Source organism: Bacillus sp. DHT2 (assembly GCF_026241455.1).
Classification (GTDB): domain Bacteria; phylum Bacillota; class Bacilli; order Bacillales; family Bacillaceae_G; genus Bacillus_A; species Bacillus_A pseudomycoides.
This window is the reverse complement of record NZ_JAPHWH010000001.1, coordinates 534,660-552,277: the sequence shown is the minus strand read 5'-3', so window position 1 is coordinate 552,277 and position 17,618 is coordinate 534,660. Positions and strand designations below refer to the sequence as shown.

14 protein-coding genes are annotated in these 17,618 nt (G+C 33.9%); 3 read left to right on the top strand and 11 right to left on the bottom strand.

What is annotated here, in order from left to right:
• Positions 1–182 precede the first annotated feature (182 nt).
• The 9 genes from ORL93_RS03040 to ORL93_RS03000 form a co-directional block, all read right to left on the bottom strand.
• Complete coding sequence (locus ORL93_RS03040; RefSeq protein WP_006095044.1) at positions 183–311, bottom strand: hypothetical protein; 129 nt, start codon at positions 309–311, stop codon at positions 183–185.
• Positions 312–316: 5 nt separating this feature from the next.
• On the bottom strand, positions 317–1,387 hold the full coding sequence (locus ORL93_RS03035; RefSeq protein WP_033797826.1) for a Rap family tetratricopeptide repeat protein: 1,071 nt from the start codon (positions 1,385–1,387) through the stop codon (positions 317–319).
• A 204-nt stretch (positions 1,388–1,591) separates the two neighbouring features.
• Positions 1,592–3,295: a M4 family metallopeptidase gene (locus ORL93_RS03030; RefSeq protein ID WP_097796077.1), complete on the bottom strand. Its 1,704-nt coding sequence runs from the start codon at positions 3,293–3,295 to the stop codon at positions 1,592–1,594.
• A 683-nt stretch (positions 3,296–3,978) separates the two neighbouring features.
• The gene (locus ORL93_RS03025) at positions 3,979–6,075 is read right to left on the bottom strand and encodes a HelD family protein (protein ID WP_097794897.1); all 2,097 of its coding nucleotides are present in this window, start codon (positions 6,073–6,075) and stop codon (positions 3,979–3,981) included.
• Positions 6,076–6,413: 338 nt separating this feature from the next.
• Positions 6,414–7,400, bottom strand: coding sequence for an LLM class flavin-dependent oxidoreductase (locus tag ORL93_RS03020; protein WP_097794898.1), 987 nt, complete (start codon positions 7,398–7,400; stop codon positions 6,414–6,416).
• 92 nt (positions 7,401–7,492) lie between these two features.
• The gene (locus ORL93_RS03015) at positions 7,493–7,780 is read right to left on the bottom strand and encodes a hypothetical protein (protein ID WP_003197969.1); all 288 of its coding nucleotides are present in this window, start codon (positions 7,778–7,780) and stop codon (positions 7,493–7,495) included.
• 468 nt (positions 7,781–8,248) lie between these two features.
• Positions 8,249–8,626, bottom strand: a complete 378-nt coding sequence (locus tag ORL93_RS03010; RefSeq protein ID WP_097794899.1) for a gamma-glutamylcyclotransferase family protein — start codon at positions 8,624–8,626, stop codon at positions 8,249–8,251.
• 23 nt (positions 8,627–8,649) lie between these two features.
• On the bottom strand, positions 8,650–10,767 hold the full coding sequence (gene recQ, locus ORL93_RS03005; RefSeq protein WP_097794900.1) for a DNA helicase RecQ: 2,118 nt from the start codon (positions 10,765–10,767) through the stop codon (positions 8,650–8,652).
• Positions 10,768–10,816: 49 nt separating this feature from the next.
• On the bottom strand, positions 10,817–11,731 hold the full coding sequence (locus ORL93_RS03000) for a LysR family transcriptional regulator (protein ID WP_097794901.1): 915 nt from the start codon (positions 11,729–11,731) through the stop codon (positions 10,817–10,819).
• Positions 11,732–11,856: 125 nt separating this feature from the next.
• On the opposite strand from ORL93_RS03000, the gene ORL93_RS02995 reads away from it, so the two are divergent.
• Both ORL93_RS02995 and ORL93_RS02990 read left to right on the top strand, forming a co-directional pair.
• The gene (locus ORL93_RS02995) at positions 11,857–13,119 is read left to right on the top strand and encodes an APC family permease (protein ID WP_033796208.1); all 1,263 of its coding nucleotides are present in this window, start codon (positions 11,857–11,859) and stop codon (positions 13,117–13,119) included.
• 978 nt (positions 13,120–14,097) lie between these two features.
• The gene (locus ORL93_RS02990) at positions 14,098–14,460 is read left to right on the top strand and encodes a cytoplasmic protein (RefSeq protein ID WP_098160267.1); all 363 of its coding nucleotides are present in this window, start codon (positions 14,098–14,100) and stop codon (positions 14,458–14,460) included.
• Between the two features lie 342 nt (positions 14,461–14,802).
• Here ORL93_RS02990 and ORL93_RS02985 read toward each other — a convergent pair whose 3' ends face one another.
• Together ORL93_RS02985 and ppaC are read right to left on the bottom strand one after the other, a co-directional pair.
• The gene (locus ORL93_RS02985; RefSeq protein WP_040119601.1) at positions 14,803–15,255 is read right to left on the bottom strand and encodes a DUF6884 domain-containing protein; all 453 of its coding nucleotides are present in this window, start codon (positions 15,253–15,255) and stop codon (positions 14,803–14,805) included.
• A gap of 282 nt (positions 15,256–15,537) precedes the next feature.
• A complete protein-coding gene (ppaC, locus tag ORL93_RS02980; protein WP_097794903.1) occupies positions 15,538–16,470 on the bottom strand; it encodes a manganese-dependent inorganic pyrophosphatase in 933 nt (310 codons plus the stop codon).
• A gap of 199 nt (positions 16,471–16,669) precedes the next feature.
• On the opposite strand from ppaC, the gene ORL93_RS02975 reads away from it, so the two are divergent.
• Positions 16,670–17,476 carry an alpha/beta fold hydrolase gene (locus ORL93_RS02975; protein ID WP_018780632.1) on the top strand — a complete coding sequence of 269 codons (807 nt, stop codon included), beginning with the start codon at positions 16,670–16,672 and terminating at the stop codon, positions 17,474–17,476.
• The last annotated feature ends 142 nt before the right edge of the window (positions 17,477–17,618 follow it).

Below are 17,618 nucleotides of genomic sequence, written 5' to 3'. Positions count from 1 at the left end.
CACAAATAGCGGAATAAACGGCGTGTTGAAGTAACACCGGTGACCGGAAAACGTTTAATGGAGGCGCAACGTATTACAGCTGGATATATCCACTTATAGTTTGATACGTATGTGAATCATAAATAATAAAATAATTGAAAAAAGAGAGTCCCTTTTCCAAAAAAGGCACTCTCTTTTTTCAATTAGATAGTTTCTCCATGATCTAAACAAAGTAGATTAGCTTTAGCTGATGGCTCTTCAATAGATTGATTAGCAACACCAAAAGATAAAATCCCTGTAAAAATCATTACAGTTAAAAGTACTTTTTTCATTATTTTTAGGCTCCCTTCTCCAAATCTTTTTTGTCAGCATCTAGGGCAATGTGAAAGAATCTACTGGCTTTTTCATCATTGCTTAGGTCATAGAATTTACTTCCGAGAATTGAAGCATATTCTTTTACATGACCCCATAGATTTTCTTTCTTGAAGTAATATATTCCTGTCATAATAACTTTCTCTAGTTCCTCAATCTCTGCTCCCTTATTCAGTTCTCTTAAGATAGCAAAATGGCACTTATATTCTTTAAGTTTTGTAAGGTTATATCCTTGTTCAATTAGATCTGCAGCAAGAAAATTTTCTCCTAACTTATAGTATTCCCTAGCTAATAAAAACATAGTTTTAGGGTTATTTTTTAAGGAATCCTTTAAATACTTAATCGCTAACTCTGAAAGGTTTTGATCAGCATATAATAATCCTAAATTATGTTTCACTTTAGCTATTAGTTGTTCTTCGCCATATTTTTCAAATATTCTAAGAGCTGAAATGAAATTTTCCTCAGCAATTTCATACAGCCTAAGTTTAGTACAAGCAAGTCCTATGGTGTTTTGACAGGAAGCAACTTTCATTTCATATCCTGTATGCTTCGAAAATACCTCTTTTGCCTTATTAGCATATTTAGCAGCCAACAACGGGTTTAAGGATTGATAATGGAATACTGCAAACATGTAATCAAATTCAGCCTTTTCTAATTCATCTGGAATAGTTGCTAAGAGTTTTTCAGCCTTCTCATATTGTTCTTTAGCTTCATTATGATTTCCAACTGAAATTGCATAAATAGCTTTGAAGAAATGATAATAATATTTTAAAAATGTTTCGGTTTGTTCTGGAAATGGAGCAATCTTTTCTAGACAGTCTTTAGAACCATCTATATCACAAACCAGTAAATTATATCTAAAGTTAAGTAGGGAATAATAGATAGAGATATTAGAGTCTTCTTCAATACTATGAATATTTCTATCAATCTCTTCTTTTAAGTGTTTAGCTTTTATTATATGTTGAGAAATAATTGCATTATACCAACTGCTTAATAATGTTATTATTTCTTCTTTTGCTATTATATGTGTATCCATAATATTCTTCATCCTATTATATTAATATTATAACAAAAAACAAATTTTCCGACATTTTATTCTGTAAAAAGCTAGATAGTACCTAAGGTACTATCTAACTTTCCATAATGTTGTCGAAACAATAGCAGAACCTGGCCTATCCTCTTGCTTATACAACCATTATGTGTTGAGTCCATCAATACGGATAAGAACTATATTTCTTACTTACTTAATTTTTGCTGCATCAAAAGCTTTTTGAACTGCTTGAACCTCAGTTGAGTTCGCCCCATATTTATTTGCTGCAACTCGAAGGCATGCCGATCTCAATTCGGAGAAACCAGAAGTCATGTTTAATTCATCAGTGTTTGCATAATGGAAAATATCAAACATTTTATCCTCGCCAATACCTTTTACAGTTACACCGTTATGAGTGCCACCTTTTGCCATTAAATACGCAACTTTATTAATAATACTTGAGTTGAAATGAACACCTCCATTATCCCATCCATTAAAATCGTTAAATTCACTATAATCATCTGGATACGGTACTCCAGTTGAAGAAGGAACTGAAGATGGATTTGCCATATCACGGAAAACTGATCCAGTTTGTTCTCCCATTGTCCAGTTAAATTTCCCCTTGTTTATATATTTCTCAATAGCTGTTCCCATAATATCAGATAACGCCTCGTTAATCGCACCAGATTCTCCGGAATATTCAAGATTAGATTCGCTAGATGTAACCGCATGTGTAAATTCATGTCCTGCTACGTCAAATGCCTTTACAATAGGATCTCCATATACAAGCATGCTACCATTATTAGCACTTAATGCGTTCTGCCAATTCTTCGGATCATTTGTATCTTCAGAATCCCAGGCATGTACAACTGAAACTACTTTTTGTCCCTTATTATCAAAACTATTACGCTTGTATTTATCTTTATAAAAATCATATACCTTTGTTGCTAAGAAATGAGCACTTACCGCTTTTGGATCATTAAATGTTGTTGAAGTGCTAGTTGCTAGTGTACCAGGGTAATAGCTTTCCTCTTTAGTAATATCTCTGTAATTCACATCATACGTTTCAATTCCTTGCCCTCTAGTGTAATCAGCAAGTGCATATTTCCCATTACTTTGTTTAGAAATACCAAATGTACGAGATATACCTAAATCATCTTTTCCTGTTCCAGTTAATGATGTAAGATTGCTTTTTCTACTTTCCTTTAAGGCTCCAACAAGCTTTTCACTTGCTTTTAAATCTGATTCTTGTACCATATTTTTTAACATATCACCATTATGAGCATTCACTAAATAGGTTCCAGATACATAGTTTGGTGTTGCAGCAGCAAATGTAACTTGGTATGCATTGCTGGCTTGTCCATTATTTTCATCAACAAAAATAACTTCCTTTACTTCTGGCTCAGAAATAAACTTGATATCATTACCGTACTTCGTATAAATATATTGTTTCGCTTCTTCTTGTGATAGATTAATAGGCTTCTTTAAATCTTCTTGTTTTAAATTTTGCGCGCTATCTCCTGAAACACTTTTAATAACACCCTTTTTATCTACGTGTGCAGTCAATTGATGCCCATATACTTCTTTTCCTTCATATGTTTGTTGCATACGCACAAGTGTAGTTCCATCATAAGAACCACGCTTTTGAAGAACCTTATAATCTACTCCCGTTTCTCCATTAACTTGTTTTGGAGACAAAGCTTGCTCTGTCTTCTCCTTAAGAGCATCTTTTACTACATTTTCTGGTGCCTTTTGTGATGGTCGTGTAAGTTCACCTGTACGAAACGAATCCTCTTGCATTTGAACTTGTAGTTGATCTGTTTCCTCTGCATGACCTAGTCCATATGGTGTTACAGTTGTTATAGCTAATCCTGTTGTTAATGCAACTGTAGCTAATGTTTTTTTATTTTTCATGTTTTTCACCTCGTATAATTTTCTGAAATATTAAACTTGTAAAAAGTATACTGTCTATTCTTGTCAAAAAAAAGGGAAAATGCCGAATTTATGTAACATTATGCAAAATTACATAATTTAATGTCGATAATTCGTTATTTAAATTCAATCATTCTAGAAAAAATTAATATTTATAATGAATGAGATATTTTAAAGGAAAACGGTTGAAGAAGGTAATTCTTTTAGTAGCCGGTTACGTGGGCTAAGAATATATATTCGAGGAGAGAAATTATACTTCATACAGTGTTCTTATCTCTTTTTTACTTTATATGATGGCAGAATGGATTGTGGAGGAAACAAATCAGGAATCGTATTTCATCAGAGTTTATACATGAAGAGATCAAAGTTTTTACTCAAGACATACTAAAAACTGCTCCTATTAAGAAGTTTAGGCTGTGGAGAAAGTCTTCTCCACAGCCTATGTTTGTTCCTGAAACGCTTAAAAAAAATATTCACTATAGGAGATAGCACTCATAGCCGTTAAGTTAAGAAATTCATTATTCTCTAAAACTAAAAAATACGCTGCATTCTCAAAAGAACTAACTGTAGAGAAAGAAAATTTTCGTTTTTGGGGTATTTAATTTCGTTAGGTTGATGACGATGGGGTGCTACCCCATTACTTGAAAATCCTCTTGAAACATCTATTATTTACTTTCATAAAACTCTTCTTGTATTCCTTGAATTAAAGGTGATGCTTCCCCAGAATAGAAAATCCGTAAATCATGGAGAGATCTCGTGCAGCCAACGTATAATAGTTTCGCATCATGCTTTGTACCTTTATAATGTACTTCATCAACATCGATAAGAAGTACCGCATCAAATTCTAGCCCTTTTGCTAAATACACAGGTACAACTGAAATACCACCCTCATATTTACTTTGGTTTGCTTCGATGACGTTAGCAGTGATTCCTGTAGCTGTTAACTTTTCATATATATCACGACATTCATCATCTGTTCTTCCTATAACAGCAATCGTCTTCACATTTTCACTCTGCATATGTTGTAGAGTCTTTACAATTGCGGCAAATTGATTGTCCGTAGAAATAACCTTTACTTTCTCACCACTACGGAAAACAGGGGTTGCGAGCCCTACTGGAATTTCAGCATTTTTAATGACTTCATTTGCAAATTCAATAATTTCTTTTGTAGAACGATAACTCCTCGTCAGTTCATAATAACCGGTTTCTTGAAATACTTCTTTAAAGTCATTCCAGTCTTCAATCCCTTGATAATCATATATTGCTTGCGATAAATCACCTAAAATCGTAAACGAGTTACCCATTGTAATTTCTTTTAATATATAAATTTGGAATGGTGAAAAATCTTGTGCTTCATCTATAACAACATGGTGGAATTTTTGCCCGATTTCGATACCTGCTAATCGATGGTGAATATGAATAAGAGGTGCTAAATCTTCTACATACACTTCTTTTTTACGACAATTTTTTTCTGTTTCCTGAACAAGTTCTTCAGGTAAAACTTCCAATATTTCTTTTTGCTTCATCATCGAACTATAAAATGATAACGGGCTCATTTTAGGCCAAAATTTCATATAGGCATTTAATCTCTTTGTAGCTTCTTTTTTTAATGCTTTTTTCTCATTTGTTCCTTCAAACTTTTTAAGTTCAATCTCAATCCAGCGCTTTATTCGGCCGACTAATCTTTCTCTACGCTTCCTTAATGGATAGTGCTTATATTCCACTTGCATCCATTTTCTAATTTCTTCTACTGTAATAGATGCTTTATCCCATGCCTCAAAATCTTTTGTTGGTAATAAATTCTTTTCAAATTGAACAATATTTTCTTCAATAAATGACTTAAATTTCATCGTTCCTTTTAATTTACCGAGCATAACCTTTTTATCATCGCGATTTATCGAAAAAGCTTCTTTCAACTTTTCGTCAGTATCTTTCAATTTCACCGCATCATCTAATGTATTTAGCGCCCAATCTTGAAATGTTGTTTGCCTAATATTTCCTACACCAAGTTCAGGAAGTACACTAGAAATATAATCTAAAAACAAACTGTTTGGAGCAAATACAATCATTCTCTCTGCCTCTAGCTGCTCGCGATATTCATAAATTAAAAAAGCAAGGCGATGTAAAGCGATTGTTGTTTTTCCGCTTCCTGCAACCCCTTGAATTAATAATGGCATGTTTTTCTCTGCACGAATAATGTCATTTTGTTCAGATTGTATCGTCGAAACGATATCTTTTAATTTATTATCCTTGTTTTCACCTAATCGATATAGAAGGAAATCATCTGCAAGAGATACATCTTCACTTCCTTTTACATATGTATCAACAACACGTTCCAGTTCTCTTTTGCGAATAGCAATGTTCCTTTTTAAATACACATCGCCCTCTACTAAGCCATCTGGTGAATGATAAAAAGCCAGTTCTTCACCACCAGTAAACGAATAAAACATACTAGCAACAGGTGCGCGCCAGTCAATAACAATTGGTTTCATCGTTTCTTCATCAGAAACACCTACTTTACCAATATAAATCGGGTTTGGTTCTGGCTGTCCATCCTCCTGAAAATCTAATCGCCCAAAGTATGGTTCTTGCACACCAATACGTAGGTTTTGCCGATTTGACTCCCTCATACTTTCAAGTATTTGTTCTTTAAAATCCTCGCCATAGTAAACTGGAATTTTTTCCAATTTGTCTAGTTGTTCATCCATTGTAGATAAAGTTTTTTTCATCCGCTGTAATTCTTCTTCAAATATAGTACTCATAATGCTGATTCCCTCCTGTCCGTTCGAATTTTTCAGTCGAGATACAATTGTATAAAAAATACATTTATAAAGTCAATAGTTCGAGCTGGAATTTTCTAAAATATAAGAATACAAGAAAAAATTCCGCCTTTTTTCACTATTCATTATTTAATTTTTTTCTTTTATACGATAAACATTCGTACAAAAATGTTCATTGATAAAATAGATAAAGGCATAAATAAAATCCCATCGCCATCAAATATGAAATTTATATGCTAAATTCACTTATTAAGCTATTAATTCCCAGTCGGAGTAAATAAAACCATCTTTTTTGAAGTGTAATTGGTCCTATCAATTTTTCACTTACATACTGGAACTACATACTTGCCAAATAAGTCTAAGGATGAAAGCACTTTATGATGTTCTAATCCACCAAAATTCATTACTGCCATAAAATTCGTAACACCTATTTCCCTGTAGGACTGAATTTGTTTAATAACTTCATCAGGACTTCCTATTACTGGATTGAATTTATGTTTAAGGTCTTCATATGAGATATTCGTCCCACGCGGAGTATTCATAAATAGTTGATAAGGATCTTTTGCATTGGATTCAGCATCTACATATGTTTCACCAACATGAACATGAAATGCAACAGGGATTTCCAACTCTTCTGGATTACCGTATCCTGATTTCAGATACATATTTTTGTATGTATCAATCAGCTTTGCTAATTCATCCCGTGATTTACTAAACCCAAGGCCCATGAAATTGCTTCCCATACTAGCAACATGACTAACACCTTTTTCACTAGAGGTTGCAATCCAGTGAGGCGGAAACGGAGCTTGTATTGGCTGGACATTAAGTTTAAGATCATTGTATTGAAAAAACTTTCCTTGATGGGAAAAAGGCTTACCTGACCACGCCTTACGTAACACTTCTAGAGATTCGTTAAAACGCTCAGTTTTGTCCTCCAATGAAATATTATAACCATCAAATTCCTTCTGTGCATATCCACTACCTAACCCCAAATCTAATCTTCCGTTTGATAAAAGATCAACCATCGCATAATCTTCAGCAACTCGTATAGGGTTGTGTAATGGAAGTACTGAAACACCCACACCAAGGCGAATTCTATTCGTCCTTTGAGATACCGCAGCGAGCAGAACTGCTGGAGAGGGATTAATACCAAAATCTGAGAAATGATGTTCTGTAAACCATACTCCGTCAAAATTCATTTCTTCAGCCCGAATGGCTTGCTCCAATACCTCATTATAGAATTGTCTAGAAGTTCGGGATAATTGATCGGGGTAATTGTCGAATATTGTTAATGTACTAAATTTCATTTCATATCGCTCCTGATAATTTTATTTAGCTTCTTTATTTCACGGATTGTTTTCAAGAAATCTAGATGATAATGCACTTAAAAATAATCACTCTAATTTTCCGAATCATTCCACCTACGGCTGATTTCTAAACCATAATCCATATCATAAACTTCTTTTATAGCTTTAACCTTTTCAAGACTCTCTTGGCTAAATACAGGTTTGTTTTCAAAAGCATGAAGAACTATTCTTTCAAGAAGAACGCCTAGTGAAATATCATGATACTCTGCCATCGCTTTCAAAACTTTTACCATTCTTTTTTCCATTCTAATGCCAGTTTGTACACGTTCAACTTTAATTTTTTGATCTTTTCCACTCATTTTTTCATTATGTTGTTTCATAATTACACACCCTTCTCGCTAAAAAAACAATATTTTGTTACCTATATAACAGTGTACCATTATAACAATATCGCGTATTTTGTCAATTGTATCATTATATTATCGATTTAACATAATGGAGTCTCGCCCCATCACTATCAAGATAATATAAAGTGAAACTTTAATCAGTGGGGGTTGTCTTCATCCCCCACTGATTATTAGTTGAACGAATCGGGCTTTTACGGGCAGTTGATCCCCCAGCTAACTTCTTTGCTTTCGCTGAATTTTGAGGTGGGGGTCTTACTGCCCATTAATGCGGGATAAATTTCTATCCACATAATGAAAAAAAACGCTATTCTTTTTGTAGAAATATACAGAAAGAATGGCGTTTTTGATATAAATTTATCGATTTCTGATGAACTAGAATTGGTTTCTAAAGAATTGCAACGATGCATGTATACGGGATAATTCCTTACTTCCCTTATCAATTCAATTTCGATAACTCGCCCAATCACCAGTAATTATTAGTCTCTGTAACATCCCGTCATTTTGTGCAATATAGACATATGCCCCTATACTTCTATCCTCAAAATAGATGGTCTGTGTAATCCGATCATATAAATCTTTTTCTGGATTACCTGTATATTCTTCAAGTTCATCTAACTTTTTTAAAATCTCATCACTTACTTCATATACTTCTCCATATACCTTATTATCACTCGAAAGAATCATTGCAGGATAACCTTGATTTGTATCAAATAGTTTCCCATGAGTCCATGCTTCTTCAGCTATACATGTTGCCTCATGTAAATAATGGGCATTTGCTTGTTGTTTTCTTAAAGTGCCATAAACAAAAACATACTGCATTTCCCTGTCCCCTTAATACTTCTCTATTTTCTTATTTGTAAATAAGCACGAATCATAAAGTAACTCACTTCATCTGGAAGTTGTTCTTTAATAGATTTTAATCCGCCTTCTGCATGTTGTACTGCTGATTCAATAAGAGATTCGTATTCTGCTGGAACGAAACTTGGCCAATCTACTTCCATACCTTCTTCATAACAACGAATTAAGTGGTTTTCGACAGTTTGGCGTGATAAGTCTCGTTCTTTGGCAATTGTACTTAACTCGGTTCCCTGTTTATACATTTCATACGTTTCTAAGTGAGAATTTGCTGATGCTTTTCCAGATTTTTTTCGTTCCGTAACAACTTCTGTTTTCATTGTTTCAGCGTAATCTGGGTTTTGTTCCATAAAATCAATAACTGCTTGTAAGAAGTGGGAACCATACTTCGCAAGTTTATGCTCCCCAATCCCTTTTACTTGTAGTAATTCATTTTCACTTTGTGGCATTTTCGCACACATATCTTTTAACGTTTGATCAGAGAAAATAACAAACGGTGGTACGCCTTCTCCTTGTGCAATTTCTTTCCGCACTTCACGTAATATCTCAAACAGTGGATGGTCCCCTACAATCTGTCTTGTTTCTACTCTTTCTTTCCGTAACACATTTTCATTTCCGAGTAATACTTCTTTCCCTTTGGCTGTCACTTTTAAGGTTGGATACGTCCCATGTTCCACCGCAATTAATTCTTCTGAAATTAAAAACTCAATAAACTCACTTACTTCTTTTACGCTACGGTTCGATAAAAGACCGTAAGTTGGTAATGTGTGAAAATTAAATTCAATTACTTTTTTATTTTTTGATCCCGTTAATACTTGTGCAATCATTTGCTTTCCAAATCGCTGGTTTGTTCGAATCATACACGATAAGACCATTTGTGATTCTCTCGTAACGTCGACGCTCTCACGTTCATCCGTACAATTCCCGCAGCGTCCACAATCTTCTTTCGGCTCTTCTCCAAAGTACTCTAGAATAAATGATTGTAAACATTGTTCTGTATGGCAGTAATCTGTCATATGTTGCAGTTTTTCAAGTTCATTTGAGAAACGTGATTCTCCAGTAGATTGATCAATTAAAAAACGCTGCACTTGTACATCCTGAGAAGAATATAACAAAATACATTCACTATCTAATCCATCACGACCAGCACGTCCTGCTTCTTGATAATAACTTTCCATATTTTTCGGGAGTTGATAATGAATCACATAACGAATGTTTGATTTATCTATCCCCATACCAAATGCAGATGTCGCTACCATAACACTCACTTCATCACGTAAAAATCGCTCTTGCTGTTCATTTCGATCATGATCATTCATTCCAGCATGATAACGTGCAACTGAAACGCCTGCTTTATATAAATCTTCATACAACTGATCAACAACTTTTCTTGTCGCTGCATAAATAATTCCAGATTCCTTTTTATTTTGACGAATATAATCCGCTAAATATGCATTTCGGTCCTGTCCTTTGATTACCGAGAACGATAAATTTTCCCGTTCAAACGTTGTCATAATTGTATTCTTTTGATCAATTTCTAGCGTACGACAAATATCTTCACGCACTTGCGGTGTTGCAGTCGCAGTTAACGCAAGTACAAGTGGTTTTTCTGGAAGATAGTCCAATATACGATGTATATGTAAATAACTTGGACGGAAATCATGTCCCCACTGCGAAATACAGTGGGCTTCGTCAATTGCGATCATCGGTATCTTCATATCAATTAATTGATCTACAAATTCCATTGAATCAAGACGCTCCGGCGCCACATATAACAACTTATAATGACCTTGTTTCGCTAATTGGATTCGTTGATTTGCTTCTGTAATTGAAATAGAACTATTAATATATGTAGCTGAAATCCCGTTTTGTACTAATGTATCTACTTGATCTTTCATAAGTGAGATCAAAGGTGAGATAACTAATGTCGTCCCCTCAAATACTAGTGCTGGAATTTGATAACAAATTGATTTGCCACCGCCTGTTGGCATAATACAAACTGTATCTTTTCCAGCCAATACATTTTTAATTGTTTCATCCTGCCCTCTACGGAATGACGAGTAGCCAAAATAGGAAGCTAAAAGTTCTTGTGCTTTTGTAAACAAAAAAGATTCACCTGCTTTTCTTAGTCTTTCATCTATTAATATTATATCATTAGTTAAAAGTTACTGTACTCTCTACTTCTCTCCATCCCTTCGCATGCTTACGAATAATCATTAAAAACTCATGTAAAGCTGGAGAAAACCATTTATTTTTATGATATACAAGTTGTGTTGCAAACTTTGCTTCATTTAAAATAACAGCTTGTAGTTTCTTGTCTTTCTGCTCTTGCTGGGCCGTAATAATTGGTAATAAAGAAATTCCTAATCCGCACATGACACATTGCTTTATCGCCTCAATGCTCCAAAATTCAAATGTACTTTCATGCTGAATGCCTTGTCTTTGTAAATAATGCTCAAAAAATGCTCGATAACTGCAACCACGTTCCGTATACAAAAACGTTTCCTCTTGAGAAAATTGGACATCTTGCGAATCTGTTTGTGTCACAGTGTAATCTTTTGGAAAAACAAATGCCATTTGCTCCATGACAAGTTGCTCAATATGTAAATCCTCTTCATGACGCTCAGTGTCTAAGAGGAAAGCAATATCTATATTTCCACTCTTTAAATCATTTCTCAATTCCCGACACGTTGAAGCTTTTAATGTAATTTTTACTTTTGGATACTTCTTTTTATATTCATGAAGAATAGAGGGCAAGCGGTAAATTGTTAATGATTCTGGGGCACCAATTACAATTTTTCCAGTAATCTCATTATCCACACTTGGGATTTGTTTTGCTTTCTCAGACAAAGCAATCATTTCATTTGCATAAGGCAGTAGATGCTTTCCTACATCTGTTAACACCATTTTTTTCCCTAATCGATTGAATAAAGGCTGTCCCATTTCTTGTTCAATTGCTTGAATATGCCCTGTTACAGTAGATTGTGCATATCCTAAATAGTCGGCTGCCCGTGTATATCCTCCTAACTCAACAATTGTTTTAAATGTTTTTAAATGCCGAATCTCCATCTCAATCTCTCCATTCTAACATCGCAATTTCCGATTAATAACTTCATATATATCTATTTTACTGATAGATAAACTCGAATTACAATAGAAGAAACACAATTTTTCAAAAGGAGATGTATACATATATGAGAAAGAAAAAATTAGGACCAGTACTGCTCAGCGGTTTAATTATTGGTCCAATTTTAGGGTCTGGGATTATTTTACTTCCTCCACTGATCTACAAAACAACTGGAGATTATGCCATTATCGCTTGGCTACTTATTATGGGAATTGGTTTTCTATTCGCTTCCTTATTTGGTAAGTTAAGTATTCTCTTCCCTAGTGAATCTGGGGTTGCACATGCGGTAGATCAAGCTTTTGGACCTTCTATGAAGCAATTAACTTCTATTTTCTTTATCATAGCAGGTTGTCTAGGACCTACAGCTGTTCTTATGACAGCCAGTCAATATATAGCGGCTTTATTTTCAAACTTTAAAGTTCCATTAGAGGGAATTGGTTTTCTTTTAATGTGCCTTTGTGTATTGATTTTATTATTAGATATATCATCTATTGGAAAAATATCATTTGTATTTTCAACAGCTGCAACCGTTCTTTTATTGAGCGGTGGAATTCGTTCTATCCCTCATTTTCGATCGGAACAGCTAGTTCAAACATCTTTTTCTTTTGGAGATTTTGGATATAGTATTTTATTGCTCTTTTGGGCTTTAGTAGGTTGGGAGATTATTGGGAATTACAGTATGGATGTCAAAAATCGAAAAAAAACCATCCCACAAGCAATTACGATAAGCACACTTACTGTAACGGTTGTTTGTCTTGTCGTGGCAGGCGCCACACAATGGATTGTAATTCCTAGTTCACATCAAGAAGACTTACGAATAACAGCCATATTAGCTACTTTATTTGGAGAGTTTGCTGTTCCTCTTATCGCTTTTATTACTACTGTTCTTTGCATGAGTACATATTTATTAGTTGTTGGCGGGGTCTCGCGTCTTATCGCTTCCGAAGCAAAATATATAAAGAAATTATATACACTTTCCTATCGTACGAAATCGAATGTATCAATCTATTCTTTACTTTTCTTAATCGGCGTACATACCATTGTATTTATCTGTCTTTATAACGATTTCATTACAGTAGAACAAATTGTAGCCATTGCAAATGCTTTCTTTATCTGTAATGCCATTTGTGGAATCTTTGCAGCATATAAATTATTACCAGGTCTCTTTAACAAAATTCTTTCTTTAAGTTTGATTGTCTGTTTTCTTATCATTCTCTCTTTCTCTTCCATCTGGATTTTAATAAGTATTGGAATACTAGTTGGTTTCTATGGGTTACAGTACTTCAAAAACAGACCAAATACTTATGAAAAGGAAATTTCAATACGATAATGAAAAGAAAAGATTCTCATTTAAACTATTTCTCACACAAATTACAGATTCATTCCCATAATATATCCGCATCAAACTAAGGGAGGTTTATTTATGAAACGCAACAATAATCTAATTGTTTTTCGCTCTTCGAATAAACAACTCAAGGTTTCTAATCGTGATGCTTGGAAATATGAATCTCTTTATAAATATAGAACTTTATTCTCGTATAGGAAGATTTTCACAGCTCTTTTCAATCTCTTTTTCAAGAATACAAAACGTTAATATCTTTCATATAAAGTTTCTCAACATATAACCTATGGACTTCATTCATTACAATTGATAACGTTTAATTAATCTGTTGGATTAAAGCCCCTTCTTACGACCTGCTTCTTACTTGCAGGTCTTTTTTATTCCTTCATTACTCTATGAATTGAACACAAGCGTAAAAATTCGACATATATATGGCTACCGTAAATGTCTGCTTAAAATTTTTTCTCAATACACAAAACCCTTTCCATTTGTTACGATAAAAGTACTCCAGATGGGTTATTGCTCATCAACATTATCTAGTTAAAGGGACCTGCTGCGGGAAGTAGGTCTCTTTGACTTTGTCTGAAAGGTTTCTTATAGCCCCCATACTAGACATTCATTTGGACACATTTACCAGGTTTCTTTCCAAGAAATTCATGCTAAGATTACTTTGTCGAGTTCGACATTCTCGACAATACCCTTATGAATCCCTGCAACTTCCCTTGCAGGGATTCATTTCTTTTATATTCACTTTTAATAACATCTACTTCAACTAAATTCCCTATAATTTACTCAAGAATATTTTCTTTAAAATTCTGCATAAATCCAACTCTATAATATTTTTTATCTTCTAGAAATCCCTTAATAATATTTACAGTAATCTTTTACCATTTGCCTTACCACTTTACATTTAACATGTATCGATATATTTTATTAATATCTTTTTTATTTGTAGGAGGAAACGTATTGATTAATGCACTAGGTCTCGCTTTTATTCTTTCTAATAAACCTGAAAAGAAGAAAAAAGTCTATCTTAATGATAGATTTGCACTAATAGACATTATTGAATCTAAAGATGTATATGATTCTGAAGGTAACCCACTAGTAGAGCTAACATGTAAATATAGTATTTATTTGGATGAAAAATACTATTGTAAATCTCTCGAAGACTACACTGGACAAGTATTTCCTTTCCTAAGTGCAAAAATTGGAAGAGGTCTTGTTAGAAATTTAAATTATTATTTTTCATATGTTGATGTATACGATAAAAAACCACCAGTTAAAGAGATAAGAAACCTTATGAAGCAAATAATAAACTATAACGTTTAGTATGTTCTAAATGGAAATTCTCTTAAAAATAGAAGCACCCAATTTGGGTGCTTTCCACTTATATTCTTTTGTTTTGGTTGTTGTACTAAAGACTGACAATATCTACATAACATAATTACCTCTCCCACTAACCCATTCCATGTTCAGCTGTATGCACTGGGAAATTAACATCTTTTACATCAACAAAAAATGGATCGCCCATTAACTCCTCATCTAGCTTTTTTCCTTATAAATCTATATTTCTAACGATACATAGCACCCTGATGTACAATATAAAGTGAAACTTTAATCAGCGGGGGCTTACTGCCCGTTAATGCGGGATAAATCGAGTTCTTTTAACTTTTACTGAATCTCGTTATGATTTTCAACCGCCCACTTCAACCTCTGCAGCATATATCCAATTCCTTTACAGCCTTCTAACGGATAGGAAATCATTTCTTCCGGATATAACTTTGTCACTATTTTTTTATGCTTCTTGCCTGCAAGCAGGACAATTTCATTAAAGTCTAATAATTTCTTTTCAATCATTTGTCTTTTTAGTTGTTCCATACTAATAATCTCATTACTTTTCGAATTAAAAGCAAGATCATAGTTTTTTTCTACTATATCAGTTGGCAGTATAAATCCATGTTTAGCTGATAAAATAACCCAGTGTGAAAAAAATTGCGAAGCATATGCTTGGCATGCTTTTCCGAATGGACTAATGTATACATCCTTTGCTTCTGTTGGTCCCTTATCAGGATACTGATCCCAGATTTTCTTTTTTCCACATGGAATGATGCATAGCCTTTTCATTATTCCCTTTTTCCCTCTTTTCTCTTTCGATCCTATATATAATTTGTTTTATTTTTTCATTATTACTTTTAAGACATAGTAATTACTAATGAAATCATAGCATTTTTAATTCACAGATAAAAATATCAGGTTTTTCTTTTCTTCCTACCCAAGTTCCATTTTCCCTAAATGAAACATTAAAATAACAGACCTTAATATCCGAAATTTTATGCTTCCTAAAAACAAAAAAGGACAAGCAGACTATATATCTGTTTGTCCTTTCCTTTTCATCCAAAACTTCTCTTATAGAGTTTGGAACGTTTCTGTTAATACAGGAACGATTTGTTTTTTACGAGATACAACACCTTTTAAAGTTGCTGTATTGTTTTCTAATGTTACGTTGTATGCTTTTTCAACAACTTGTGTCGCTTTACCGATAGCAAGACCAACAGAATCGTTAGTTAAGATATCAGTCACAACGAATAAGAATAGGTCTAAACCTTTTTCTTCTACTACTGCAGAGATTACTTTTTCTAATTCCGCTTGGTGTACAAGAACGTCGTTTGTATCAACAGCGTTTACTTGTGCGATTTCAACTTTTGCATCGCCCATTTGGAATTCTTTTGCGTCAAGAGAGATTAATTGCTCCATTGTTTTACCGCTTAAATCTGCACCAGCTTTTAACATTTCTAAGCCGTAGCTTTCCGCGTCAACACCAGCGATTTCCGCTAATTCACGAGCTGCAGCTATGTCTTGTTCTGTGCAAGTTGGAGATTTAAATAGTAAAGAATCTGAGATAATTGCAGATAACATTAAACCTGCAACTTCTTTACGAATTGCAACGCCATTTTCTTTGTACATTTTGTTTAAGATTGTAGCTGTACAACCAACTGGCTCGCAACGGTAGTATAAAGGATCGCTTGTCTCAAAGTTAGCAATACGGTGATGATCGATAACTTCTAACACACGAACAGATTCGATATCGTTAGCACTTTGTTGACGTTCGTTATGGTCAACTAAAATCACGTTGTCCACTTCGTTTGCTACTGTTTCAACAAAACGCGGTCCTTCTACTTTAAAATGATCTAACGCAAATTGAGTTTCACCGCTGATTTCACCTAAACGTACAGGCTCAGCATTCATTCCTAATTCTTTTTTCAGCTCTGCATAAGCAATTGCAGAACAAATTGCATCTGTGTCTGGGTTTTTATGCCCGAAAACTAGTACTTTTTCCATGATTTCCACCTCTTCATGAAAAGGATATCTTAAAGAAGCAAATATGACAATATTTTAAACACATTTTTTATAAATAAAATAAAGGTTCTGCCCTATTTTACACAAAAAAACATCTTACTTCTCCTATATAAGAGGAAAAAAACATGAAAAGCAGAATAAAATCATAAAAAGTCCATTTATTAAAAGGAGGCTTTCCGTTATGCCTATTATCAAGCTTGAAAATGGTGTGAACTTATACTACGAAGAGCGCGGAGAAGGTACGCCCATTCTTTTTATTCACGGCGTCTGGATGAGCAGCCGTTTTTTTCATAAACAAATCCCTTATTTCAGTGAAAAATATCGTGCGATTTCAATTGACTTACGAAGTCACGGGCGCTCTCCCCATATTGAAACTGGACATACAATTACAAACTATGCCCATGATGTGCATGCTTTTATAGAAAGTTTATCTTTAAAAGATGTTATCTTAGTCGGTTGGTCAATGGGAGCATTTGTTGTATGGGAATATATAAAGCAATTTGGAGAACAAAATATTAAAGGTTCTGTTATTGTTGATGAATTAGCATCAGATTTTAAATGGCCCGATTTCCCTATTGGTGCCTTTGATTTCCCAACACTTATTCATTTCATGAGAGAAGTTCAAACAAATCAAGTTGAGTTTCTAAAGGGTTTTATCCCTCTCATGTTTAAAAATCCCCTTTCTACAGAAGATTCAACTTGGATACTTGAGGAGGTAACAAAGGTTCCAGCATCTATTGCGAGCGCGATTTTATTCGATCAATCTGTTGTTGATTATCGGAAAGAATTAAATGCAATTACAAAACCAACTTTACTTTGTTTCGGTAGAGAAGAAAAATTAATTCCAGTTGCTGCGGGCGAACATTTACACGCACATATTAATAACTCTCAACTCGTTATTTTCGAAAACAGCTGTCATTGTCCATTTCTAGAAGAAGCTGACCATTTTAACAATGTGCTACATTCTTTTATTCAATCACTGTCATAACGTATTTTTCAAAGGACCTAGTATGTTAAAACTTTAAAACTCATTTTTTAATCAAAACAAAAAGGCCATTTAAAACAATGGCCTTTAAAATTAATTTCTGCACAATTCCTTTTACTCAAAATTTTTATCTTCTATTTTATTA